Below are 19374 nucleotides of genomic sequence, written 5' to 3'. Positions count from 1 at the left end.
AAACCAAATTACGGCACGAAAGGTTTGCGTAATCGTCCGGAGTGGGTATCCTCCTTACTTAGGCGCCCCTAAGTTCGGGTTTCCCCAGCGTCGTCGCTGGGGGGAACCGTACGCCAGTGGCCCCGCACCCTTCAGCACCTCAACCGCCAGTCGTTCCACCCCAACCGACCAAAGGAAACACCCATGCCCAGTATCCCCTTGCCCAAAAACGCCCCACGGGTCCGGAAGATGCTTGCCCTGGTTGCGGTGGCAACCGCCGTCCCGCTGGCTTTGGCCGGCTGCATGGACAGCTCAAAGACCCCGGCCGCAGCCGAGGGATCGAACCCGGTGACCAGCACGCAGGCCGTCGACGCCGGGCTCCAGAAGCTCCTGGACACCGGCACAAGGCAGTACTCCGCGTACGTAAAAGATCAGACCACCCAGCTGGTGAACGGCACGAAGGCGTTTGCGGAGGCCTACGCCGCCGGAGACGCGGCGAAGGCCCGCGGGCTCTATGCCGCCACCCGCATGCACTGGGAACGGATTGAGCCGGTGGCCGAGTCCTTCGGGGACCTTGACCCCAAGCTCGATGCCCGCGAGGCCGACCTTGAACCCGGTCAGGAATGGACAGGCTGGCACCGGGCCGAAAAGGACCTGTTCCCGCCCTCCGGCTACACTCCCCTCACCGTGGCGGAGCGCGCCGATCTGGCCAGGCAGCTCGTTGCCGACACCGAGGACCTGGCCCAGCGGACCCGCACCGTGGAACTCTCCGCGGACAAGATCGGCAACGGCGCCAAGGAACTCCTGGACGAAGTAGCCACCGGCAAAGTCACCGGAGAGGAAGAAATCTGGTCGCACACCGATCTCTGGGACTTCCAGGCCAACGTGGACGGGGCCCGGATCGGGTTCGAAAGCCTGAAGCCTGTGCTGCAGCGGAAGGACCCGGCGCTGGCCGAGGCACTCGAGGCCAAGTTCGCGGCCCTGCAGGCCGGGCTCAAGCAGCACTCCAAGGGCGAAGGCTTCGCCTACTACAACCAGCTCAGCCAAGCCCAGGTCCAGCAGCTCGCCTCTCTGGTTGACGCCCTGGGCGAGCCGCTGGCCAAGCTCACGTCGGCAGTAGTCCTATGAGCGGTTGCCCCTTTGGCGGCAGCACCGGCCAGAGGCCCGACGCCGGCACCCCGGAGCCCGCGGCCGCTGCAGGACCGCCGGCAGAGGCCGCCTCGGGGGAAAGTAGTCTCCCCCGCCGCGGGATGTCCCGCCGCGGACTCTTGTCCCTCGCAGGCGCCGGCGGCGCCGGCGCCGTCGCCGGGCTGGCGGCGGGTTTCCTCAGCCACGACGCCGTCGAGGCTGCGACTGCTCCGCTGGCGCCGCCCGGCGACATCATCCCCTTCCACGGTGACCGCCAGGCCGGCATCGTCACGCCCGCCCAGGACCGCCTTCACATTGCAGCGTTCGACATCGTCACGGAGGACCGCGCAGAGCTCATCCGGCTCCTGAAGGACTGGACTGCAGCTTCCGCGGCGATGACCGCGGGACGGGGCACGGGCAGCAGCGGCGCCGTCGACGGTCCCTACGACGCGCCTCCGGAGGACACAGGCGAGACCCTGGACCTTGGGGCCGGGAAGCTCACCCTCACCTTCGGGTTCGGCGCGGGCCTGTTCGAAAGAGACGGAAAGGCCCGCTTTGGCCTGGATGGACGCCGCCCCGACGCCCTGATCGACCTGCCACACTTCCCCGGCGATGATCTCCAGCCCGGACGCACCGGCGGCGACATCGTGGTGCAGGCCTGCGCCGACGACCCCCAAGTGGCGGTCCATGCCATCCGGAACCTGTCCCGGATCGGATTCGGCCAGACGCGCGTTCGCTGGTCACAACTGGGGTTCGGCCGGACCTCCTCCACCTCACGGGCCCAGACCACCCCGCGGAACCTCTTCGGTTTCAAGGACGGAACCAGCAACCTCAAAGCCGAGGACACCGCCCTGCTGGACGAGCACGTGTGGGCCGGCCCGGGAACCCGCCCGGACGAAGCCTGGATGGCCGGCGGCACGTACCTCGTGGCGCGCCGGATCCGGATGCACATCGAAATCTGGGACCGGACCTCACTGCGCGAACAGGAAGGCCTGATCGGCCGCACCAAGGGCACCGGATCCCCGCTCTCGGGCGGCGAGGAATTCACCGACCCCGACTTCGACACCACGGGGCACGGCGGTGAACCACTGATTCCGCTGGATGCCCACGTGCGGCTAGCGCACTCGAGCCGGAACGACGGCGTCAAGATGCTCCGGCGCGGCTACAACTACACCGACGGATCGGATGGTCTGGGCCATCTCGACGCCGGACTGTTCTTCATCGCCTTCGTTACAGACCCCAGGACGCACTACGTGCCCATGCAGCTGGCCATGGCGAAGGAAGACACGCTGGCCCTGGAATACCTTAAACACACCGGCTCGGGCCTGTTCGCGGTTCCCCCGGGAACCAAGGCGGGGGGCTTCATCGGCGAAGGGCTCTTCGCATGACGGCGGCCGTCACCGATGCCGGACTTCCGCCCGCAAGGGAGGGACCGGGTCAACCCAACGGCACCGAACATCCGGGACCCAGCATCAGCGGGCCCGGCAGGCCCACCGGCAAGCCAACCCTGAAACTCGTGCTGCTGGGATTGGGGTGCTCGGCGGCGTGGCTGGCGTCCGTGCTGATCGGCGGGTTCCTCGACCCCGGGCCGGCGATCCACCGGACCGCCCTCGCGGCCCACATCCTGGCCCTCGTGCTGTCCTTCGGAGCCATCCTGGTGCTGGACTGGGTGGGTCTGCTGTGGCTCCTGGGCCGCCGCGACGTCCACGACACCCATCGGCTCGATTCCGCCGCGCAACCGCTGATCTGGGGTGGGCTGGCCATCCTGCTCATTTCCGGGGCGCTGCTGCACCCCGAACTGTCCAGCCCTCCGACTCAGATCAAACTCGCGAGCATCCTGGTCCTCATGCTCAACGGGCTGGTCCTGACGCAAACCATGAAGCAACTGCACCTGCTGCCGCCGGCAACCTTGTTCACAGCAATGGCAGCCGGGCTGCGGGCCCGCCTGCTCGCGGCTTTGTGCATCTCGCAAACCTGCTGGTGGACGTCCGTGCTGGTCGGATTGCTCAACAGCACGCTGCGGCGCTGGACGGGCGTATGAGGCCGGTGAGTCCTTCGGCTACCGTAAGGGCGGGAAGATCCGGCTGTGGCGGTTCTCGGCCACAGGCGGATCGAATCTGGTGTCTTCCAGGGTCCCGCCGTCGTCGAGCCAGCGGCGGTTGGTGTAAAAGCTAATGGCCCGATTGTTGCTTTTCTCCACCCAGAGAAATGCCCGCCGGTAGCCGAGTTCGACGAGCTTTTGTTCTGCGGCCGCAAACAGGATGGAACCCGCGCCCCGCGCCCAGCAGTCCGGATGCACATTGATCGCGTGGAGCTGGCCGGTTTCCGGGTCCGAGTCGCCGGCAGCAGGACCGAGGATGGCGAAACCCACAACCTCATGGCCGCTCTGGACCACGAGGTGAATAGTTCCTTCCCCGGGCTCCAGGATGTTCCGGCGCCACGCAGACGCTGCCCGGCCGATGTCGAGACCGTCAAGATACTCATCGGTCATGACTCCGCGGTAAGCGGCCCGCCAGGCCGCAATATGGACCTCGGCCAGCCGGGCGGCGTCGTCTTCGGTCGCTGCCCTGACGCGGATATCCGGAGTGGTCATGATCGCGAATCTATCAACCCAGCTCAGCGGTGCCGCGCGGCGCGCACGAGACGGCGGGAAAGGTAGAGGATGACGACGACGCTGATTGCGGCAAGGAACCACGTGCCTGCCGGGCCAAGGACCGGGCCGCTCGTGCAGGTGCTGACGGCGCCCGACTCCGCCGTGTAATCGATGCACTCGCCAGCCCGAAAGCCGATCAGCAAGGCGTCGACGGCGATCACCAGCACAATGGCCCATACCCAGGGCCACGCCGGACGCCGGCGCAGCTGAGGCGCTTCCTCCACGACACCCCCTCAGCAGCTCCACAATGAAGCTAGCCCGTAGAACATCTGGCAGACATCACAGTAGGGCCGATTCCTTCAGCGCGGTACCCTTCACTGACACCCTATTTGCCTCTTTCCCGGCCGCGCAGAGCCGCATGGACCCGCGGCCCCGAAGAGTCCAGCAGAATTCTTTCTTGGAAGGTCCTCGCGATGTCAGATCCTGAACTTTCAGCTCTCCGGGAACGGGCCGCTCACGGTGACAACGACGCTATAGGGGAACTCATCGAGCTTGCCGCGGAGCGGGAAGACTTCGACGAGCTGCGGCGCCTTGCCGACGGCGGCAGTAAAGACGCTGAGGATCAGCTCGTTGAACTCGCAGCTGAGAAGCAAGATTTCGAAGAGCTGCGGCGCCTGGCATCCGCTGGAAATACGGACGCGGCCGAAGTGCTAGCCGAACTCACCGAGTAGACGCTCCCGTGCCGCGGCAGGATCTCCCCAGCCGAAATTGACTACGTCAATGCCCGCTGGAGCATCTATGCTGCGCTAAGTCGTAAACGCGGCATCGATACTGGGGGTTTGAAATTGGATCTTGGCTTGCTCGTTGCGGCCCTTTACTGGGCTTTTCCCGTGGCAGCGTTTTTCGTTCTGGCACGAACCGTGTTCCGGCTGAACACGTACCTGAAGTTGCGGATCGCGCAGCTTCGCGCAGAGGCCCTGGCCGCCGAGGCAGCAGAGCTTCCGCACTAATTTCTGGGCGCGTCCACGACCTCTTTGTCGATCCTGACACACGCCTGGGCGGCACCGGCAAGGCTCTCATGAACTTTATCTTCGACTGGTCGCGGGCCCGGCCACAGCCAATGATTCTGGACTGGCAGGCAAGTCCGTCAGCCATCGGCTTCTACGAGGCCCTTGGGTTCACGGCCGATCGTGTTGGCGACTTTCCCGAGTACCCGGGTTTCACCCTTGACCATCGAGTCGGACAGCCCCTGCGATAGATTGCACTCATCCTGTCGTCAGCGACCTGAAGAGGCGGCCGTACAGCCTCCTGCCGAGCAATGAACGGTTCAGCCACCAACAGCCCGCCGTGACCACCGACCGTGACGAGATCGCCCAGGCGTGGCAGGACGCCCGCGCCTCCGGCCTCCGCACCTCCGACGGCCCAGTAACCCCAACCACCGTCACCACAACCTGGAACCGCCCGATGATCGCCCTCGGCGTCGTGGTGCTCCTCTGGGTGATCGCTGCCCAGCTGTTCTAGACCGAGCGGTACCGGAGCGAGCCGGGAATCTCTCCCCGTGTCCCCAAGCCTTCCCCGTAGGCGAACCGTGCCCACAATGCCCGCATCGCCCGGCCGTGCGCATTGATCTCCTCCCAGGTGGCGCCCGCCAGCAGTCCGGCACCCTCCCAGGTCCGTTGGTGGCCGAACAGCAGAGGCAGGTCGACCGTATGCGCGGCGCCGTAGAGATTCCCCGGTGCGCGCCAGGACAGCACGTAGCGGTGGGCCCGCCCGCCCGCACGCACATGCCGCCTGGCAAACTGCCTGGCCGCTTTGCCGTACACCATTTCCGTGACCACCCACGTGACTGCCTTGAGCACCGCGCTGCCCACCACGGGAATCCTCGCCAAGCGGCCCAGGTGTGGGCTTCGCGGCAGAAACAGCCGGGCCTCCTCCGCGGTGTGGCCGATCAGGATGTCGATCCCTGGGGCAGCCGCATTCCAGGCCCCGTCAAGCGCGGATTCCTCGGGCAGGGGTGCATGCCCGTACTGGATCCCGAATGGCATGGCAGCCATCAGCCCGAACTTCCGCGCCGCCCGCGCAACATCGTCTTCGAAGGCGACGACGTCCATCGCCGGAGTGCCGGCGGTGACCGCTTCCGCGGCGACACCCATTGCGGCGTTCATCTTTTCCCGGCCCCGGGTAATACCCAGCGGGGCACTTTGAATGATGGCCCGCTGGAAGAGCGACGCTGCGCCCGGCGTCGCCATGAGGTGCGCGACGGCGTCGCCTCCTGCGGACTGCCCGAACGCGGTGACCCTGCCCGGATCACCGCCGAACGATGCGATGTTGCGCTGCACCCACTGGAACGCCTCGATCTGGTCCAGCAGGCCCAGATTGGCGGGCCGGCCGATGCTGGTGGACAAATAGCCGAAGAGGCCCAGCCGGTAGGTCACCGAGACGACGATCACCCGGGTTTCGGCAACCAGCGCTGCCGGGTCGAAGATCGCCAGATCCCCCGAGCCGGAGGTGTAGGACCCGCCGTGCAGCCACACCATCACCGGCAGCCGCTCAGCGTCGTCGAGATCGGCAGGCAGGGTGATGGACAGCCGCTGGCAATCCTCGCTGCCGGGCAGTTCGCCGTAGCGGGTGCCGAGCACGTCGTCCAGGAAGGGCACCGGGGCCTGCGGGCACGCCGGCGACAGGGACGTCGCCTCGAGCGTCTCGGACCAGTCGGTGGCCGGCGCGGGCGGCTGAAACCGCTCCGCGGTGGCGTAGGGAATGCCGGTGGCGCGCACGACGGCGCCGTCGCGCCATCCTCTGACCGGGCCACACGGCGGATCGAAGGAAAGGTTCACAGTCATACCGGCTTAGCTGTTCTTCAGCAGGGCAACGTCGGAGACGAGTTCAATGTGCTCGAGCATCGCCGCTGCGGCGGCCGCCGAATCCCGGGACCTGATCGCGTCAGCGATCTTGCGGTGGGAGGCGAGCGACTGCTCCGGCCGGCCGGGCTGTCCGAGGGATTCGAGGCGCGTTTCCAGGACCATTCCGGCTATGAAGGTCATCAACTGGGCCAAGACTGCCGAGTGGGCCGCGGCGGTTACGGCCTGGTGGAACAGCTCGTCGCCCCGCGCACCCCGTTCTCCCGAGGCGACTTCCGCAGCCATGGCTTCGAGGGCGTGATCGATGGCGTCCATGTCCTGCTCGGTGCGCCGGGCCGCGGCCAGTTCGGCCAGCTTGACCTCCAGCGTGCTCCGCGCTTCAACGATCTCGGGCAGCCGGCTGCGGTGCTCGCGGAGGCCCTTGATTACGGACGGAACGTTGGGCCGGTAGACCAGCACCGCTCCGGTGCCGTGCTGGACGTCGATCACGCCAAGCACTTCGAGGGCCACCAGGGCCTGCGCCAGGGTTGCCCGGGAAACCCCCAGCCGCTCGGCAAGTTCCCGTTCAGCCGGCAGCGTGTCGCCGGGACCCAGCTCGGCGGACTCGATGAAGTCCATGATCTGCTCCACCAGCTGTTCGTAGAGCCGGGGCCGCGAAACGCGGGAAATCTGATGCGTTGCCGCCTGCTTTGCCATGCGCGTCCTTCCATCCTGTCCTGACCCCTAAGACTACCGGAGAACTATTGACAAAGACACCTAGAGTCTAGGAGGCTAGGCCACTAAGCCAGTCAGTAAATCACTTCGATCCGGAGGAACAACGATGTCCGCTCCTGTACTGTCCATCATCATCCTGGCGTTGATGTTCCTTCTGGCCACGGTGCTGCCGCTCAACATGGGTGCCTTGGCCTTTGTAGGTGCCTTCCTGCTGGGCTCCGTGGTGCTGGGAATGTCCACCAACGACATCCTGGCCAACTTTCCCGGCGGTCTGTTCCTGACCATCGTCGGGGTCACCTACCTGTTCGCCATCGCGCAGAATAACGGCACCATCGACCTGCTGGTCCGGGGCGCGGTTCGGTTGGTCGGGAGCAAGGTTGCCCTGATCCCGTGGGTCATGTTCGCCATCACCGCGGTGATTACCGCCGTCGGCGCCCTCTCCCCGGCCGCCGTGGCCATCATCGCGCCGATCGCCCTGAGCTTCGCCGCCAAGCACAAAATCAATCCGCTCATGATGGGCATGATGGTGGTCCACGGCGCGCAGGCCGGCGGTTTCTCCCCCATCGCCGTCTATGGCGTCACCGTCAACAGCATCATTGCCAAGACGGAGCTGGATGCCAACCCGATGGCAATCTTCCTGGCGAGTTTCCTCTTCAACCTGGCCATCGCGCTGGTGCTGTTTGTCGTCCTCGGCGGCGGCAAACTGCTGTCCACCCCTGGCGGGCGATTCGTGGAACAGGCCGCCGAAAAGCGCATGTCCGTCAGCGTGGGTGCACGAGCGGCCGGCGTCACACTGCAGGGCTCCGGCTCCGACATCTCCGCCGCCGGAGTCTCGGCCAAGGGCACCTCAGGCGGTTCCGGTGCATCCCCGGCGGCCGGTCCCGCCGGGGCAGGCGCACCTCCGGCCAGCGGCGCCCGTGCTTCCATGCCCCAGCTCATCACCATCCTGGGCCTGATCGCCCTGGCCGTCATCTCGCTCGGATTCAAGGTGGACGTCGGCTTCGTTTCGATCACCATCGCAATCGTCCTCGCCCTCGTGTCCCCCGCAGCGCAGAAGGGTGCCGTGAACAAGATCAGCTGGTCCACCGTCCTGCTCATCTGCGGCATGCTCACGTTCGTGGGCGTCCTCGAAGAAGCCGGCACCATCGCCTTCGTGTCCGGCGGGGTGGCGGAACTTGGCATGCCCCTGCTCGCCGCCCTGCTGATCTGCTACATCGGCGCCATCGTCTCGGCCTTCGCCTCCTCCACCGCCATCCTCGCGGCCCTCATCCCACTGGCGGTCCCGTTCCTGGCCACCGGCGAGGTCGGCGCCGTCGGCGTGATCGCGGCCCTGGCCGTGGCCTCCACGATCGTGGATGTGTCCCCGTTCTCCACCAACGGCGCCCTGGTCCTGGCCAACGCGCCAGAGGACGTGGACAAGGACAGGTTCTACAAGCAGATCCTGGCCTACAGCGGCATCGTCGTCGCCGTCGGGCCGGCCATCGCCTGGCTGGTCATGGTGGTGCCGGGCTGGATGTGACCGCTGGATGTGACCGCTGGATGTAGCCGGCACATCAACCAACCGCGCAGGCACACCGCACACGCCCGCGCGCACCGCAAAGACCGACCAGAGAAGGAACACGCCAATGAGCACCGAACCCATGCCCGACGCCGAAGGCCCCCTGACCGGCTATCTCGTGGTGGACCTGAGCCGTGCCCTGGCCGGCCCGCATGCCGGGATGATGCTGGCTGACCTCGGCGCGCGGGTGATCAAGGTGGAGAACCCCGGCACCGGAGACGACACCCGCGGCTGGGGCCCGCCGTTCGTGGGCCCGGAGGATGATCCGCAGGCCACGTACTTCCTGTCCTGCAACCGCAACAAGGAATCCATTGCCCTGGACTTGAAGAGCGAGGACGGGCGGGCAGTGCTGCATGAGCTGCTGGAGCGCGCCGATGTGGTCATCGAGAACTTCCGCCCCGGCGTCCTGGACCGGCTCGGGTTCTCGGCTGCGGAGATGCATGCCCTGAATCCGGCGCTGGTGGTCCTCTCCATCACCGGGTTCGGACACGACGGCCCGGAATCCCGGCGCAGCGGGTACGACCAGATCCTCCAGGGCGAGGCCGGGCTGATGTCCCTGACCGGGTCCGGGCCGGACGATCCGCAGCGCGTCGGGGTCCCCATCGCCGACCTCCTCTCCGGCATGTACGGGGCGTTCGGCACCCTCGCGGCGCTGCTGCAACGTGAGCGCACAGGCCAGGGCCAGATCGTCCGCACGTCATTGCTCGCTGCGCTGATCGGGGTCCACGCCTTCCAGGGCACCAGGGCCACGGTTGCGGGGGAAACCCCGAAGGCCCAGGGCAACCACCACCCCTCGATTGCCCCCTATGGCCTGTTCCACTGCCGGCAGGGCAGGGTGCAGATCAGCGTGGGAAGCGAGAAGCTCTGGGCCACGTTCGCTTCGACGTTCGGGATCGACGCCGCGCGGCCGGAGTTCGCCACCAACGCGGACCGCGTGCGCAACCGCGAGAAAGTCATCGAGGAAGTGGAGCGGGTGTTCTCCGATTTCGAGGCGGAGCCACTGCTCACCAAACTCAACGACGCCGGCATCCCGGCCGGCAAGGTCAGAACCCTGGACGAAGTCTACGAATGGGAACAGGTCCACTCGCAGGGTCTCGTGATCGACGTCGACCACAAAATCCTCGGTACCGTGAGCCTGCCGGGCCCGCCGCTACGGTTCTTCAGCGCCGCCGACACCGCAGAAACCACGCTGAAGGCCCACACTGCGCCGCCGCTGCTGGACCAGGACGGGGACCAAATCCGCCGCTGGCTCGGGGTGACAACGGCCAACGGCATGGCCACAGAATCCGGCCCGGCAACAGAATCCGGCCCGGCACAGGACGGTGACCGGGCATGCTGACCCAGCAGAAGATCCGGCACCTGGGCGCCACCGAACTCATCGCCGCGGTGCTCGATCCCGGGTCCTACCGGAGCTGGGATGCGCCCGTCACGGACCCTGATCCCCGCCCCGAGTACCGGCAGGAACTGGCCGCCGCCCGGGCCAAGAGCGGCGTGGACGAATCAGTCCTCACCGGCGAAGGCCTCATCCGCGGCCGCCGGGTTGCCGTCATCATCAGCGAGTTCCGGTTCCTCGCCGGCTCCATCGGCCAGGCCGCGGCGGAACGGATCGTCAACGCCGTCGAACGCGCCACCAGCGAAGGACTTCCGCTCCTCGCCGGACCTGCCTCGGGTGGCACCCGAATGCAGGAAGGAACCATCGCGTTCCTGTCCATGGTCAAGATCAGCGCCGCCGTCCGCACCCACCGGAAGGCCGGGCTGCCCTATCTGGTCTACCTGCGCCACCCCACCACTGGAGGGGTGATGGCCTCGTGGGGATCCCTCGGCCACATCACCGCCGCCGAGCCCGGAGCCCTGCTCGGCTTCCTCGGACCCCGGGTCTACGAGGCCCTCCACGGCACCCCGTTCCCGGAGAATGTCCAGACCGCCGAGAACCTCTTCGACAAAGGGCTGATTGACGCGGTGGTCCCGCCCTGGCAACTGTCCGACGTCGTCGACCGTGCCTTGAGCATCCTGGTCACCGGACCCCACGCCCCTATCGCCGCACCCGCGACGCTGTCCGTGAAGCCGTCCGGCGCCGGCGCCTGGGAATCGATCGGCATCTCCCGCGATCCCCGACGGCCGGATGTGCGCCAGTTGCTGGCGCACGGCGCCCGGGACGTGCTCCCGCTCAACGGCACCGGACAGGGTGAAAAGGACCCCGGCCTTCAACTGGCCCTGGCCCGTTTCGGCCAGCAATCCTGCGTGGTCATCGGCCACACCCGGCCCAGGCCGACGCGGCCGACGGGCATGGGACAGCCGGCATTGGGACAGTCGGCGATGGGGCCCGCGTCCCTTCGGGAGGCCCGGCGCGGCATGCGCCTCGCAGAGGAACTCGGGCTCCCGCTGCTCACCACCATCGACACCGCCGGCGCCGCCCTGTCCCGAGAGGCCGAGGAGGGCGGCCTGGCCGGCGAGATCGCCCGCTCCCTGCACGACCTCATCGGGCTCAACGCGCCCACAGTGTCCGTGCTGCTCGGACAGGGGGCCGGCGGCGGGGCACTGGCCCTGCTGCCCGCGGACCGCACCATCGCGGCCCAGCACGCCTGGCTGTCCCCGCTCCCGCCCGAAGGCGCCAGCGCCATCGTCCACCGGAGCACTGATTTCGCCCCGGCCATGTCCGAGGCCCAAGGCGTCAACGTCGCATCCCTGCACGCCAACGGACTCGTGGACCACATCGTGGACGAACGCCCCGATGCGGCCGAGGAGGCCCAGGCCTTCTGCCGGCGCCTGGCCCGGGCCATCGAATACGAACTCGCCACTCTCGCCAGCACCGGGGTCGACGAACTGCTCCCCCGGCGCCTGGCAAAATACCGCAACCTGGGCAGCATCCTCGCCGCCACTGGCGGAACGCCGTCCGGTTAGGGGCCGTCCCTGGAGTCAGAGCAGGCTCGGGAACTCCGCGTCGTTGAGCGGGGCGTAGCGTCCGTAGGCGGCGATCACCGCAGCCTCAACAGCGTCGACGTCCAGGCCCGGCACGAGGTCGTCGGCCGCGCCCGCCGTCGCCGGATCCCACTCGAGGCCGAGGGCGGCGTAACTGGCCTCCAGGACCGCGCGGATCGGGGCGGAGTCCGCCACCACGATCACGGAGCTGAAGAGCCAGCCGCCGGCGACCACCCGCTGGGCGGTGCCGACAAGCTTGATCCGGCGCTCCGGGAATTCCGGGTCGCTGCCGTGCACGCTGAACTCGCCGGGGCAATACTCCCCCGGAATCTCACCGACGCCGGCATCCACGCCGGCGTCGCGCAGCGCCCGGGCGAGCAGTTCGCCAAAGCGCGAAAACCGTCCCTTGGCCCCGGCAATCGCGTCCGTATCGGGCTCCAGGTGATCGATGACGAGCGTCCGCTGGTGGTACGCCGCCGCCCGGCCCCCGGCCTTCCGGACCAGGGGCTCGAAGCCGAACTGCCTGCAGGCCGCGGCGGCTGCCTCGAACCCGGGCAGGTGGGTGTCGCGCTGCCCGAAAGCGACCGTGGGAACCGGCCGGTAAAGCCGCAGGGTGGGGCCCACCGAACCGGATTTGATCTTCTGGAGGAGCCCCAGCGCGAAGTCGAGGTCGGCGGCGGCACCGAGTGACTCCTGCTGCCGCACCACCGTCAGGGTCCGGGGCCCGGCTGGCGCCTGCGGCATGTTGTTATGCTCCCTTATGGTCATTCTGCAATTCCTCGTCGTAGCCGCCGCGTTCGCCATCATCGACGCCATCTGGCTCAAGACGATGAACCCGTTCTACCGCCGCCAGATTGGTGACCTGATGGCCGACAAGCCCAATCTAGGGTACGCGGTGGTGTTCTACGTGATCTACATTGCCGGGATCGTGTTCTTTGCCCTGCGGCCAACGCTCGACGGCGGCAGCTGGCTCAGCGCCGCCGGCTACGGTGCCGCCCTGGGCGCGTTTGCGTACGCCACGTACGACCTCACCAATGCCGCCACACTCAAGACGTGGCCCTGGCAGCTGGTTGTTGTCGACATCCTCTGGGGCGCAGCCCTGACGGCACTGGCCACGCTGGCCGGCTGGCTCGTCTTCCACACCAACTAGGGACTTCCGCGCCGCCTAGGACTTGCGCAGCGTCAGGATCTGCGCAGCGTGAGGATCTGCTCTGCGCGGCCGAACGGGCCCGTGAGGTCATGCAGCACCGTGGAGGTCAGCCCGATCCCGTCCGTGCCGAACGAGACCTCGTTGTCCAGCCCCAGCCACTCGCCCTCCGGCTGCCGGTACATGTGGATCTGCAGGTCCAGGTTGGGGAAGGCATAGCTGCCCTTGCCCGGCGGGACCCGGGCGGCGATTCCATTGGCCGTGTCCACCAGGCCGATCAGCCGGGCGAGATCGCCGCTGTCTCCCTGGTCGGTCAGCGGGTAGTCGGTGCGGAGCCAGACAGTCCCCGAGCCCGCCCGGTGGCCCTCGGCGATCCGCATATGCAGTGAGGAGATGTAGCCGCCGGGCCAAATGCGTGCGGCGTCGTACGGTTCGCAGTCCTCCGGCGCGGGGATCCGGGGATCCTCGAAGGCCGCGATGGCGGACGTGTCCGAGGTGATCATCCGCCAGGCCGTGGCGCGGATGGCCGTGCGGCCGCCGGCTACGAGCTCAGCTTGCACCAGCTCGATGGTCCGGCCAGGGCGGAGGGTGGACGTCACCACCTCGAACTCACCGCCCGGGATCAGCCCGAGGATTTCATAGCTGAGCCGCGCCATGCGCATGTCCTCGCGGGGCTCATGCCTGGCCAGGGCGTCGGCCATGATGCCGGACGCCGGGGCCATGTGCTGCTCGTGTTCGTTCCAGGCACCCTGGGCATGGATCGTGGAGCGGAACCGCCCGCCGCCCAACGTCTCATAGTAGAAATCGCCCTCGGCAAGTTCCGGTTGTGCAGCAGTCAACGTCCGCCCTTTCGCGTGGCTGGTGATTCCAGAACACACTATCCTTTCGGACGGGCGGCACCCTGCCACACCACCCCGCCCGCGGCCTTACCGGCCGCCGTGTTTTGAGGCTCTGATCCGGACGCGCGCGGCGGTTATTCCCCCTCGGTCCGCTCTGACTGGGTAGACTCGGGTCAGGTTTCAACCACTATCCACCGAAGAGGTGCTCCCCCTGCTTAGAGTCATCAGCTACAACCTCCGCAAGCACGCGGCCAGCGGCGAGCTGGTGGATCTGGCCCGCGATTTCGAGATTGATGCTTTGTGCCTCCAGGAGTGCGACACGGACGATCTGCCGGACACCATCGGGGACCTCCACCTTGCCGACTCCACACGGGGCAACCGGCTGGGCCTGGCGATCTACTACCGCAAGGACCGCTTCACCGCCTACGAGACGCAGACGTTTGCTTTGAAGAAGTCCCTCCACGACCGGGTCCTGGCCCCCGCACACGAGCGGCTCATCGGCACGCGCGTGACCGACAACGAGACCGACCACGGCCTCGTCATCGCTTCCTTCCACGCGGCGCCATTGACGGCGTCGAACTCCCTGCGGCGGAACCAGATTCATGCCGCCCATGCGGAGCTGCTCAGCATGGGCGGTGGCCTGATGTCGCTGATGGTGGGTGACTTCAACTATCCGTTCTTCACCAAGTCCCTGACGGCGCAGATGAAGGACGCCGGCTACGACCTCACAATGAGTGACCGCCGGACCTACACCCGGTACAAAGTCTTCAAGGGCCACTTCGACTTTGCCACCTCGCAGGGACTCGAGATCGAAAGCGTGGAAACGCTGCCCCGCGGCGCCTCGGACCACCTTCCCATCCTGATCTCGGCCGAATACGGCCAGGACTCCAACGGCAACGGCGCGGCCCCCGCAGCGAGCTAGCGGCCGCTCCTGCCGGTCGGTTCGGCCCGGTCGGTTCGCCCGGTCGGTTCGGCCCGGTCGATTCGCCGGGTCGGTTCGGCCGTTAGGAGCCCGCGTTGAAGACGTCGCCGCCGAAGCTGTTCAGACCCGGCGCCCCGGCGTACCCGAGGCGCGGGAGGGAGAACGCGTCTTCGACGCTCGCCAGGAGGCTGAAGTGGTTGTAGGCCCGGTCCGACGTCGTGCCGCCCCCGGTAAACGGCGAGAGGACCAGTGCACCAATCCTGCCGCCGGCCGTCCCTCCGGGCAGCAGCCCTGACGGCCCAACCGTCTTGCCCTCCGACTCATCGAAGGTGATGACCAGCATCCCATCCTGCCGGAAGGCCGGCGATGCCAGGATTGCCGGGACCTGCTGGCTCAGCCAACTGTCGGCCGCGGTTAGTCCGCCCGCGCTGCCATCGACGCAGGGGTCGTCGTGGCCGTCATTGCAAAGATTGGGCGAGATGTAGGACAGATTCGGCGTGGTGGACACGGACTGGAGGTCGCCGCGGAGTTCGCTAAAGTCCACCACATTGCTCTGGCACTCCGGTGACGACGTGATGGCCTGAAAGTACACGAACGGGTTGTGCCGCGTTGCATACTGGTCGCCCACCTTGGCTCCCTGGCTGCTGTCCTTCCCGCCAAGTTCAGGATGACGGCACGGCGTGCCCATGTCCTCCATATAGCCCTTCCAGGTCTTGCCGGCGGCGCTGAGCTGCCCGGCTACCGTGGGGACCGAGGCCGGATAGACGCAGCCGGTGCCCTCCGCCTGGCCCAGCGAGTCGGTCCCGGTCAGCTGGAACGCGGCGTAGGTGGGGCAGTCGTCGCGAGTCATGGCGTTGGAGGCCTGACCGGAGATCTGGGCCAGGTAGTTCGGGTTAGAATTGTGGGCGATCCCGTAGTACTCGGAAAGCAGGACACCCTGGCTGCGAAGCGTCTGCGACAGGTAGGGGGCCTCAGAGCCCGCGCCCCACACCTTGTTGTAGCCCTTGTTCTCGAGATTGATCACGAACACGTGCCCGGGCTTCGTCGCCGCCCCAGCGGTGGCTGTGCCCCCGCCAGTGGGAGCCGTGCCCCCGACACTGGGACCCGGGCCGCCGCCCGGCGGCGACGGCTCGCACGCCGCAGCCGACACCACGAGGACGGCTGCGACAAGCAGCCGCACGGCCATTCGTCGATGACTTTGCATGGCATTCCGGCTCATGGATTCCGGCTTTCTGATTGACCGATCAGCGTGGCATTGGCGGCTCCAGCAGTTGCACTCTTTCACACCGCGGTCAACAAAACCCGCGAGGATCCTGAATTGTGGCTGGGAGAGCGTGGCCGGTGGTACTTTGCACTCATGGACGCACCATCGGATTCAATTCCGCTCCTGGACCTGAGTACCGCCAGGGGGCAGGACGGCACGTTTGACCCGGCGTTTATCGATGCCCTGCGCGACGCCACGCATCGGGTGGGCTTCTTCCAGTTGACGGGTTATGGAGCCTCTGCGGCCGAGGTGGACGAACTCTTCGAGGTCACCCGGCGGTTCTTCGAGCTCCCGCTGGAGTCAAGACTCGAACTGGACAACAGGCTCTCGCCCCACTTCCGCGGCTACACGCGGCTGGGCCACGAAATCACCCAGGGACGGCCGGACGCCCGCGAGCAGCTCGACTTCGGGCCCGAGCGCCCCGCCGTCGAGAACTACCCGCCGGATCAGCCGTACTGGCTGGTCCAGGGACCGAACCTGCTGCCGGACCGGGCGCTGCCCGAACTGCGCACCGTGTGCATGGCCTGGGCGGACCGCATGTCCCGCGTCGGCGCAGAATTGCTGGGCGCCATTGCCGTGTCCCTCGAACTGCCGGAAGACTACTTCGACGAACCGTTCCGGGAATCACCGGCCTGGATGGCCAAGCTCGTCCACTACGTCGGCGGCGTCGTCGCCGACGCCGGACCCCAGGGAGTGGGCGCCCATGCGGACTACGGCTTCGTCACCTTGCTGCTCCAGGATCAGGTCGGCGGCCTGCAGGTGCTCCCGCCGGGCAGCGACAGCTGGATTCCCGTGCAGCCGACTCCAGGGGCCCTGGTGGTCAACCTCGGGGAAATGCTCGAAGTCGCCACCCAGGGCTACCTGGCGGCCACCATCCACCGCGTCGAGGCGCCCCCACCCGGAGTCGACCGCTACACGATCCCCTTCTTCTTCTCGCCCCGGCTCGACGCCGTCATTGAGCCGGTGCCGCTTCCGCCCGCGCTCGCGGCCCGGTCCCGGGGAGTCACGGATGATCCGGACAATCCAATGCTCGCGTCCTACGGCTCCAACGTACTCAAGGGCTGGCTGCGGGCCCACCCGGAAGTCGCCCGGATTCATCACCCCGAACTCGTTCGGACCGCCGGGCAGCCCTGACGGCCCCAATCACCAGCACCAACCGGCATTGCGGGCCCGTCACCGGGCGGTCCGGCGGAGTCCCTTCTCAGGCTTGTCGCTGTGCGACGGCGCCGGCGAGCGAGGCCAGACCCTTTTCGAATTCCGCGCCGACCATCTTGTCCATATTCATGAACAGCGCAAAGACCTTGCCGATGCCCTTGTTCTCCCCGGTCATGGTCCAGGTGACCTGGGTGCCGTTGCCTGAGGGCGTGAACGTGAATGAGGTGGGGTTGACCGCCTTGAAGGGCTTGGTGAACTCCAGGCGGATCTTGATGTCGCGCGGCTCGGCGGTCTCGACAATCTCCATGGTGCCGGAGCCGGCTTTGCGGTTCCCCCTCCAGGCGTACTTGGCGCCGACGCCGGATTCGCTGCCGGAGTAGCTCCGTTCCATGGCCGGATCTACGGCCTCCCAGGGGGACCACTTGGTCCATTCGTGGAAGCTGTTGACCAACGGAAAGATGTCCTGGGCCGGTGCGGGAATGACTGCGCTGCGGGTAACTTCATAGGTGGGCATGCCGTAATCCTAGGCGGTGGCCGGCCCAACGGGACACCTGACCTGCGGTTTCATCCCGTCTCGGCAGCAGCTTCCGTCATATCGACCACCGGCGAGGCCGCATTCTTCTTAACGGACTCGACGCCGCCCATGGCGCTCGCCTTGGTCTTGTAGCTCTGCGAGGAGGCGATCACCTCGCCGTTGGAGGCCTTGACACGGAACCGGAATCCTCCGGATTTATCCTTGTAGACCTCATACTTGCGGCGAGCTCCCCTTTCGGCGGCGTCAGCGTCGACGCCGCCGGAGCCAGCCACTAGGCTCGGAAAATGGGAATCACGTGCAAAGCCCTCGCCGCTCTGGTTGTGCTGATGGCCGGCCTTCTCGGCGGAGCCTCCGTGGCACTCGCCGTGACGCCGACCGCCGTCGTGGTTGAAGACCGCGCCGGGGTGTTGGACCAAAGGACGCTGCTGCCGGCGGTGCGGTCCACCGACTTTTACGAGCCCACCCAAGTTGCGATCTACACGTACAACGGCACGGCCGCGGACAACCTGAACGCGGAAGTCCTGCGGTTCGCCCGTACCGAACACCCCGAATGGATCAGCGCCGACGGGCAGAAGTGGGCGGACGGGCTGTTCATCTTCGCCCTCGATCCGGTGGGCCGGCATGTGGGGACGTACATGGGTGAGGACCGGAAGGTCTCGCCCGAACAGCGCGAGGACATCCAGAACGCCTCCAAGGAGCTGCTCCGCGATGCGCAGTGGACCGACGGCACCATTGCCGGGATCCGCCGCGGCGCCGAACTCATCAATCAGCCGTGGTACCGTTCCACAGCTTTCCTCGTCACGGCCTGGACGGCAGTGGCCGCCGCGGTCTGCGGGCCTGCGGCGTGGCTGATCGTGCGGTGGCGAACCCGGGTGTCCAGCCGGAAGGAACTGGCCCGGGGCGATGCCAGCTACGCCAACGTCAGCATGGACCTGCAGGTCACCGAGCTCAACGCCAGCACCATTCCCGAGTCGTCCCGGTACGGTAGCACCGTCCTGGAGAAACACCGCACATTCGTGAACCGCTACAACACAGCCACCGAACTTTCCAACCAAGTACATGCCCTCAGCAGCCGGGACCTGAGCCGCCGGCCCAACCTCAAACTGGTCCGGAGCTACGCCGAAGCCGCGGCCGAACTCGACGCACTGGACGACGTGATCGCCGATACCAATGCCTTGCTCAACCGCGGCTCAGCGTGGCCCGCCGCCTGGGACCGCCAGCTCGAGCCGTTCCGCAGTGACCTGGACGATCTGGAAAACCTGCTCAGCCAGCGCCGTGCCGAGGGAACCTCGGCGACGGCGGCGGCACTGCGGTCCTTCCGTGATGAAAGCCAGCGTGATGTGGAGCGCTGGTCGGCGGAACTTGCGGAAGGCTCAATCACACCCGAGACGGCGTTGGACCGGCTGCGTGACGCCCGGACCCATCTCTCGGAGCTCCTGAAGAACCACGCCGGCACCTTGATCGACGCCTATGCCCGCAATGACAAGGAAGCCGGACTCATGCGCCAGGAAATGGACAGTGCGCAGTCGGGGACCAAGGCCGGATACGGCCGCGCGTACGAGCCAAGCATTCTCGGAACGGTGTACCCGTCCTACTACTTCTTCTCGGTCCCGAGTTTCAACAGCGGCTTCACCAGCGGCGTCAGCAGCGTCAGCAGCGCGCGCGGCGGTGGCACCACCACCGGGTACGGGTCCAGCGGCGGCAGCTTCTCCGGGTCCGGGAGCTCGTCGAGTTTCTAGGGCCGAGTTTCCAGTGCGGAG

Annotated in this window: 22 protein-coding genes; 12 read left to right on the top strand and 10 right to left on the bottom strand. The window is 67.1% G+C overall.

All coding sequences use genetic code 11. The features are described from left to right. Positions 1-183 precede the first annotated feature (183 nt). The 3 genes from efeO to M2428_RS09995 are packed head-to-tail and all read left to right on the top strand — an operon-like array spanning position 184 to position 3148. Positions 184-1107: an iron uptake system protein EfeO gene (gene efeO / locus M2428_RS10005; protein WP_277525803.1), complete on the top strand. Its 924-nt coding sequence runs from the start codon at positions 184-186 to the stop codon at positions 1105-1107. Beyond that, on the top strand, positions 1104-2495 hold the full coding sequence (efeB, locus tag M2428_RS10000) for an iron uptake transporter deferrochelatase/peroxidase subunit (protein ID WP_277525802.1): 1392 nt from the start codon (positions 1104-1106) through the stop codon (positions 2493-2495). The genes efeO and efeB overlap by 4 nt, the downstream gene beginning before the upstream one ends. Then, on the top strand, positions 2492-3148 hold the full coding sequence (locus tag M2428_RS09995) for a hypothetical protein (RefSeq protein WP_277525801.1): 657 nt from the start codon (positions 2492-2494) through the stop codon (positions 3146-3148). The genes efeB and M2428_RS09995 overlap by 4 nt, the downstream gene beginning before the upstream one ends. Positions 3149-3166: 18 nt before the next feature. On the opposite strand, the gene M2428_RS09990 is transcribed toward M2428_RS09995, so the two are convergent. The 3 genes from M2428_RS09990 to M2428_RS09980 all read right to left on the bottom strand — a co-directional run bounded on the left by M2428_RS09990 (position 3167) and on the right by M2428_RS09980 (position 4353). Then, complete coding sequence (locus M2428_RS09990) at positions 3167-3700, bottom strand: GNAT family N-acetyltransferase (RefSeq protein WP_277525800.1); 534 nt, start codon at positions 3698-3700, stop codon at positions 3167-3169. Positions 3701-3723: 23 nt separating this feature from the next. Beyond that, positions 3724-3984 carry a hypothetical protein gene (locus tag M2428_RS09985; protein WP_277525799.1) on the bottom strand — a complete coding sequence of 87 codons (261 nt, stop codon included), beginning with the start codon at positions 3982-3984 and terminating at the stop codon, positions 3724-3726. Positions 3985-4191: 207 nt separating this feature from the next. Then, a complete protein-coding gene (locus M2428_RS09980) occupies positions 4192-4353 on the bottom strand; it encodes a hypothetical protein (RefSeq protein ID WP_277525798.1) in 162 nt (53 codons plus the stop codon). Positions 4354-4539: 186 nt separating this feature from the next. On the opposite strand from M2428_RS09980, the gene M2428_RS09975 reads away from it, so the two are divergent. Then, entirely contained in the window at positions 4540-4710 is a 171-nt protein-coding gene (locus tag M2428_RS09975) for a hypothetical protein (RefSeq protein WP_277525797.1), read from the top strand. Positions 4711-5047: 337 nt separating this feature from the next. After that, a complete protein-coding gene (locus tag M2428_RS09970; RefSeq protein ID WP_277525796.1) occupies positions 5048-5221 on the top strand; it encodes a hypothetical protein in 174 nt (57 codons plus the stop codon). Here M2428_RS09970 and M2428_RS09965 read toward each other — a convergent pair. After that, a complete protein-coding gene (locus M2428_RS09965) occupies positions 5218-6543 on the bottom strand; it encodes a carboxylesterase family protein (protein WP_277525795.1) in 1326 nt (441 codons plus the stop codon). The two genes, M2428_RS09970 and M2428_RS09965, sit on opposite strands and share 4 nt — an antisense overlap. A gap of 6 nt (positions 6544-6549) precedes the next feature. Continuing rightward, positions 6550-7257, bottom strand: coding sequence for a FadR/GntR family transcriptional regulator (locus M2428_RS09960; protein WP_277525794.1), 708 nt, complete (start codon positions 7255-7257; stop codon positions 6550-6552). A gap of 124 nt (positions 7258-7381) precedes the next feature. Between M2428_RS09960 and M2428_RS09955 the strand changes: the two genes are divergently transcribed. The 3 genes from M2428_RS09955 to M2428_RS09945 all read left to right on the top strand — a co-directional run bounded on the left by M2428_RS09955 (position 7382) and on the right by M2428_RS09945 (position 11734). Further along, entirely contained in the window at positions 7382-8794 is a 1413-nt protein-coding gene (locus tag M2428_RS09955) for an SLC13 family permease (protein ID WP_277525793.1), read from the top strand. 106 nt (positions 8795-8900) lie between these two features. Next, positions 8901-10172, top strand: a complete 1272-nt coding sequence (locus tag M2428_RS09950; protein ID WP_277525792.1) for a CoA transferase — start codon at positions 8901-8903, stop codon at positions 10170-10172. Then, a complete protein-coding gene (locus M2428_RS09945; protein WP_277525791.1) occupies positions 10166-11734 on the top strand; it encodes a carboxyl transferase domain-containing protein in 1569 nt (522 codons plus the stop codon). The genes M2428_RS09950 and M2428_RS09945 overlap by 7 nt, the downstream gene beginning before the upstream one ends. Positions 11735-11749: 15 nt before the next feature. Here the strand turns inward: M2428_RS09945 and M2428_RS09940 are convergent, their stop codons facing one another. Then, the gene (locus M2428_RS09940) at positions 11750-12496 is read right to left on the bottom strand and encodes a lipoate--protein ligase family protein (RefSeq protein ID WP_277525790.1); all 747 of its coding nucleotides are present in this window, start codon (positions 12494-12496) and stop codon (positions 11750-11752) included. Between the two features lie 16 nt (positions 12497-12512). Here M2428_RS09940 and M2428_RS09935 point away from each other — a divergent pair, with 16 nt between their 5' ends. Continuing rightward, positions 12513-12902 carry a DUF2177 family protein gene (locus M2428_RS09935; protein ID WP_277525789.1) on the top strand — a complete coding sequence of 130 codons (390 nt, stop codon included), beginning with the start codon at positions 12513-12515 and terminating at the stop codon, positions 12900-12902. 32 nt (positions 12903-12934) lie between these two features. Here the strand turns inward: M2428_RS09935 and M2428_RS09930 are convergent, their stop codons facing one another. Further along, on the bottom strand, positions 12935-13738 hold the full coding sequence (locus tag M2428_RS09930; protein ID WP_277525788.1) for a thioesterase family protein: 804 nt from the start codon (positions 13736-13738) through the stop codon (positions 12935-12937). Between the two features lie 202 nt (positions 13739-13940). Between M2428_RS09930 and M2428_RS09925 the strand changes: the two genes are divergently transcribed. Continuing rightward, positions 13941-14660 (top strand): endonuclease/exonuclease/phosphatase family protein, encoded by a 720-nt coding sequence (locus M2428_RS09925; RefSeq protein WP_277525787.1) that lies wholly within the window; start codon positions 13941-13943, stop codon positions 14658-14660. Positions 14661-14742: 82 nt separating this feature from the next. Here M2428_RS09925 and M2428_RS09920 read toward each other — a convergent pair whose 3' ends face one another. Further along, a complete protein-coding gene (locus tag M2428_RS09920) occupies positions 14743-15879 on the bottom strand; it encodes an alkaline phosphatase family protein (protein WP_277525786.1) in 1137 nt (378 codons plus the stop codon). A 138-nt stretch (positions 15880-16017) separates the two neighbouring features. On the opposite strand from M2428_RS09920, the gene M2428_RS09915 reads away from it, so the two are divergent. Next, positions 16018-17058: a 2-oxoglutarate and iron-dependent oxygenase domain-containing protein gene (locus M2428_RS09915; RefSeq protein WP_277525785.1), complete on the top strand. Its 1041-nt coding sequence runs from the start codon at positions 16018-16020 to the stop codon at positions 17056-17058. A gap of 67 nt (positions 17059-17125) precedes the next feature. On the opposite strand, the gene M2428_RS09910 is transcribed toward M2428_RS09915, so the two are convergent. Then, positions 17126-17593, bottom strand: coding sequence for an SRPBCC family protein (locus M2428_RS09910; RefSeq protein ID WP_277525784.1), 468 nt, complete (start codon positions 17591-17593; stop codon positions 17126-17128). A gap of 50 nt (positions 17594-17643) precedes the next feature. Beyond that, positions 17644-17886: a DUF1508 domain-containing protein gene (locus M2428_RS09905; RefSeq protein ID WP_277525783.1), complete on the bottom strand. Its 243-nt coding sequence runs from the start codon at positions 17884-17886 to the stop codon at positions 17644-17646. Between the two features lie 12 nt (positions 17887-17898). Between M2428_RS09905 and M2428_RS09900 the strand changes: the two genes are divergently transcribed. After that, entirely contained in the window at positions 17899-19353 is a 1455-nt protein-coding gene (locus M2428_RS09900) for a DUF5129 domain-containing protein (protein ID WP_277525782.1), read from the top strand. The last annotated feature ends 21 nt before the right edge of the window (positions 19354-19374 follow it).

It is taken from the genome of Arthrobacter sp. ES3-54, assembly GCF_029504395.1.
GTDB lineage: Bacteria > Actinomycetota > Actinomycetes > Actinomycetales > Micrococcaceae > Arthrobacter.
Note: the sequence above shows the minus strand (reverse complement) of the source record. Positions and strands in the feature narration are given on the sequence as shown.